4 protein-coding genes and 1 rRNA gene are annotated in these 3,829 nt (G+C 60.4%); 3 read left to right on the forward strand and 2 right to left on the reverse strand.

Annotation, left to right across the window (positions count from 1 at the left end):
* The first annotated feature begins 68 nt into the window (after nucleotides 1-68).
* On the forward strand, nucleotides 69-656 hold the full coding sequence (locus ABD283_RS00585) for an SRPBCC domain-containing protein (protein ID WP_344223135.1): 588 nt from the start codon (nucleotides 69-71) through the stop codon (nucleotides 654-656).
* A gap of 85 nt (nucleotides 657-741) precedes the next feature.
* Here ABD283_RS00585 and ABD283_RS00590 read toward each other — a convergent pair whose 3' ends face one another.
* Nucleotides 742-1,221, reverse strand: coding sequence for a hypothetical protein (locus ABD283_RS00590; protein WP_344223136.1), 480 nt, complete (start codon nucleotides 1,219-1,221; stop codon nucleotides 742-744).
* A gap of 173 nt (nucleotides 1,222-1,394) precedes the next feature.
* On the opposite strand from ABD283_RS00590, the gene ABD283_RS00595 reads away from it, so the two are divergent.
* Together ABD283_RS00595 and ABD283_RS00600 are read left to right on the forward strand one after the other, a co-directional pair.
* Entirely contained in the window at nucleotides 1,395-2,705 is a 1,311-nt protein-coding gene (locus ABD283_RS00595) for a sensor histidine kinase (protein ID WP_344223137.1), read from the forward strand.
* A complete protein-coding gene (locus ABD283_RS00600) occupies nucleotides 2,702-3,316 on the forward strand; it encodes a response regulator transcription factor (RefSeq protein ID WP_344223138.1) in 615 nt (204 codons plus the stop codon). Before ABD283_RS00595 ends, ABD283_RS00600 begins: the two co-directional genes overlap by 4 nt.
* 182 nt (nucleotides 3,317-3,498) lie before the next feature.
* Here ABD283_RS00600 and rrf read toward each other — a convergent pair.
* A 5S ribosomal RNA gene (gene rrf, locus ABD283_RS00605) occupies nucleotides 3,499-3,615 on the reverse strand.
* Nucleotides 3,616-3,829 lie beyond the last annotated feature (214 nt).

The raw sequence follows: 3,829 nt of genomic DNA on the forward strand, positions 1-3,829 counted from the left end.
TCTCGTGCGGCGCCGTCGGCGTTAATCACGTTGGTAGTTGTGGGAAACCCGGGCGGCGGATTGAATAGGTGAACCACGGCGCGCTCGAACGCGCCGAACCCGAGGCCCCGACCAAGGAGTCCGTACCCGTGATGAGAAATGACCCGCAGAATTTTGACGGTGCCTACGAGTTGATCGATGACCGGCCCGCCATCGTATTCGAACGCGAGTACGCGGCTGCGCCCAATCAGCTGTGGTCCACCGTGGCCACGGCCCGGGCCATGAGCCGATGGTTCCCCTCGCGTGTGCAACTCAACGCGCACCAGGGCGGCGGCATCGTCTTCACCGGTGATCCACACATGGACTCCAGCACCGGCACCGTGACCAATTGGGAACCGGAACGGCATTGGTCGTTCACGTGGGGCGATTCAGAGGTCGATATCACGGTCGAACCGTGCCCCAAGGGCAGCAAACTCACGTTCATCGAGTTCCTGGAAGCCGAGAACACTGCGGCCCGCAATGCCGCCGGATGGCACGTGTGTCTGCACGCGATGCAGAGCGTGCTCACCGGTGACACCATGACCACTCCCCTGGATTGGGAGCCCATGTACCGCGGATACGAGGCCAAGGGATTGCCCACCGGGGCCGTGGTGCCGGGTATCAACGATAAGAACTGACGAGCCGCAGACACGTCGAGGGCCTCACCCCGTGTCGGGGGTGAGGCCCTCGCTCCATGCCGCGGCATTCAGGAGCCATGTCTCATCACGCGACGCCCATGAAATTGATTCCCGCCGTGGCGAATCCCGCGAACACCACACCCCACAGGGCAATGGCAATGACTTGCCACAAAATGATTTTGCCCTTGGCCACGCCCGCGCCGGCCATCATGGACGAGGTGATCTGGCTGGGTAGGAACCACTGGCCGATCAGCGAAACGCCGGCCACTCCGTACTTTTCAAAAAGACGGTAGAACTTCTGCTTGCGTTTGCTGGGTTCGGCCGCCGGCTTGTTCTTCCGGAACAGGTTGTGCAGCTTTTCTGCGCCGAGCACCAGAACGAGCATCGAGACGATATTGCCCAGTACCGCGAAGGGAACAGCGATGTACAGGGGTACGCCGACAAACACGCCCAGGAACGATGATCCGTAGGACTCGATGAACGGGATGGCCCCGCCGAGCATCAGGAAGAAAGCCTGTGCCAAGGGTCCTGCGGCTTCTACGGAGGTCTGCAACCAGTCGAGCATTGGTCTGTCCTTTCGATCTGTGAACCGGTGGTTACGGTTAGTTTGTTGAGTTCCACTCTTCCGGGAACCAAGCCATGCCGTTAGTGCCGCGCTGTCACAAGTTGCGGGTGCACTGTCATCAAACCCGTATGACAGCTGTCATATCGAGGCTGAGCAGCGCTTAGGGTGTTTCTATGGCCCTTTCCACGGACCGCTCAACCGCAGCCCAAGACTCCACGCCCAGTAGCTCGACAGCGCAGACACTGCATCGACGCCGCGATATGGCGGTGGTGTGGTGGAGCACGTACTTGTCGCTAATCTTTTTGGCGTTCTTCATTTACGGCCTCTCAGCGGTGCTCAGGGTGGCCCAGGATCCACAACCCATAGCCCTCGTGGCAGCAGTCCTGGGTGCGTTCACCATGGTCCTCTGGGCCCTCACGCTCCTCAGAGCACGCCGTGGCATAGACAGAACAACGTTCCGCTCCCGCTCCATGGTCTGGGCGTTCTTCCAGGCTCTCGCCACCGCCTTGGTCAGTGTGGGGGCTTCCCCCACCTTTGGTGTCGGTGCTCTACCGCTCGCCTTCGTACTGGCCATCTCGGCACTCTCCCTGGCCAAGGGGCGATGGTGGGTCATCCTCTTCTCAATGGTTCTGCCCGGCGCCCACATGTACGTGGCAACGCTGCTCAGCGGACAGCCAACCGACGCCCCGGACATCGTCTGGGTCACCTGGGTCTCGTTCTTCGCTGTAGTCGGCGCACCGACCTCCTTGTGGGTGTGGGCCGTCATGGTGGAGCTGGATGTCACTCGCCAACAAGCGGCGGAACTAGCTATCACCAACGAGCGGCTGCGATTCGCCGCCGACCTTCACGACGTGCAGGGCCACCATCTCCAGGTCATCAGTCTCAAGACAGATCTGGCGTCTCGCCTGCTTGCCAAGGACAGGCCGGACGCTGCCGCTCCCCACATCCTCGAGGCCCACGACGCCGCTCAGACAGCCCTGCGAGAGACCCGCTCCCTGGTTCAGGGATACCGAAAGACCACTCTCGCTCAGGAGCTTAACAACGCGTCCTCCGTATTGCAGTCAGCCGGGGTGAAAACAACCGTCACCGTGCCGGACCTCATCGCCACGTGGTCCAAGCAACCCGGGTCAGAGGAGATCGGGGCTGTCCTGGGACTCACCGTGCGAGAAGCCACCACGAACATCCTGAGGCACTCCAATGCGAGTCGTGCCGTCTTCGACCTCTCTTTCGGGACGAAACCTGCCGCGGACAACTTCCCCATCGTTGAGCTCCAGATCCGCAACGACGGCGCACCCTCCCGATCAATTTCTACGTCCACGGGAACACGAGGCGGCTCCGGGCTCGACGGACTCACACGACGCCTAGCGGACATAGGAGGGCAGCTGGATACGGAAACCACACCCGAGCAGGAATTTATCCTGCGAGTCTCGGTGCCCAGATCAATGGATAACTCAGCCGCGCAAGACAAGGACCACGGACAGTGAACAATTCCCCCATCACCATCGTGCTCGCAGACGACGAGCACCTGATTCGAGGTGCCCTGGCAGCCTTGCTGGATCTCGAAGATGACTTCACCGTGGTAGCCGAAGTCGCCAACGGTACAGACGCGCTAGACGCGGCGAAGGAACACCACCCCACGGTGTGTGTCCTGGACCTCGAGATGCCTCCCACTGATGGAGTGGACACCGCTTCCAAGATTCTTAGTGCAATCGACACTCACATCGTGATGGTCACCCGGCATGCACGTCCAGGGGTGCTGCGACGGGCCCTAGCGGCCGGCGTCAAGGGCTTCGTACCCAAGTCGACTCCGTCGGAGAAACTGGCGGAGGTGATCCGTACCGTGGCCGGTGGAGCCCGTTACGTTGACCCGGAAATCGCAGCTAGCGCCCTGACCGGTACGGACTGCCCGCTGTCAGAACGAGAACTCGACGTACTCCGCGCGACCACAGAACACGACACACTCGCGCAAACCGCAGAGGAGCTCCATCTGGCCCCCGGGACCGTCAGAAACTACGTCTCCTCCGCCATCGCCAAACTCGGAGTCAGCAGCAGACAGCAGGCCACGCAAAAAGCATGGGAAGAGGGTTGGATCTGAGCAAGACACTTTGAGACGTGACATATGTTCTCATCGTGAACCGGTGAATTGAACATGAAAAAGGCTGGCCCGGAAACCTTCATGAGAAGTTTTCCGAGCCAGCCCCTTTTATAGACACACTGTGTTAAATGCGAAGGAGGGGTACCACCCGCAGGTGATACCCCTCCTCGCTTCTAAATTAATTCCGGCGGTGACTTACTCTCCCACACCCTCCCGAGTGCAGTACCATCAGCGCTGTGGGCCTTAGCTTCCGGGTTCGAGATGGGACCGGGCGTTTCCCCCACGCTATAACCACCGAAAACCCAACCCCACCAACACGAGAACGTCGCGTAGTGGGAAACCAATAAACCGATGCTAGCCCACCACACAGTGATGAACCAACCCCTTCTGGGTTCCAGTACCCCAGCAACCACCACCCCTCAACAAACGGGGCACCGGCCACTGGTTGTGGACCATTATTCAATTACCAAACCAACCCGACCAGACCCAAACACCTAAAAGTGCTGGCCTGTG

The sequence above is a fragment of the Kocuria atrinae genome, assembly GCF_039531425.1.
Taxonomy (GTDB): Bacteria; Actinomycetota; Actinomycetes; order Actinomycetales; family Micrococcaceae; genus Kocuria; species Kocuria atrinae.

What these genes read in the sequence shown, in the direction of transcription:
- ABD283_RS00590 (WP_344223136.1), bottom strand. Translation starts at nt 1,221, where the DNA reads ATGCTCGACTGGTTGCAGACCTCCGTAGAAGCCGCAGGACCCTTGGCA.
- ABD283_RS00595 (WP_344223137.1), top strand. Translation starts at nt 1,395, where the DNA reads ATGGCCCTTTCCACGGACCGCTCAACCGCAGCCCAAGACTCCACGCCC.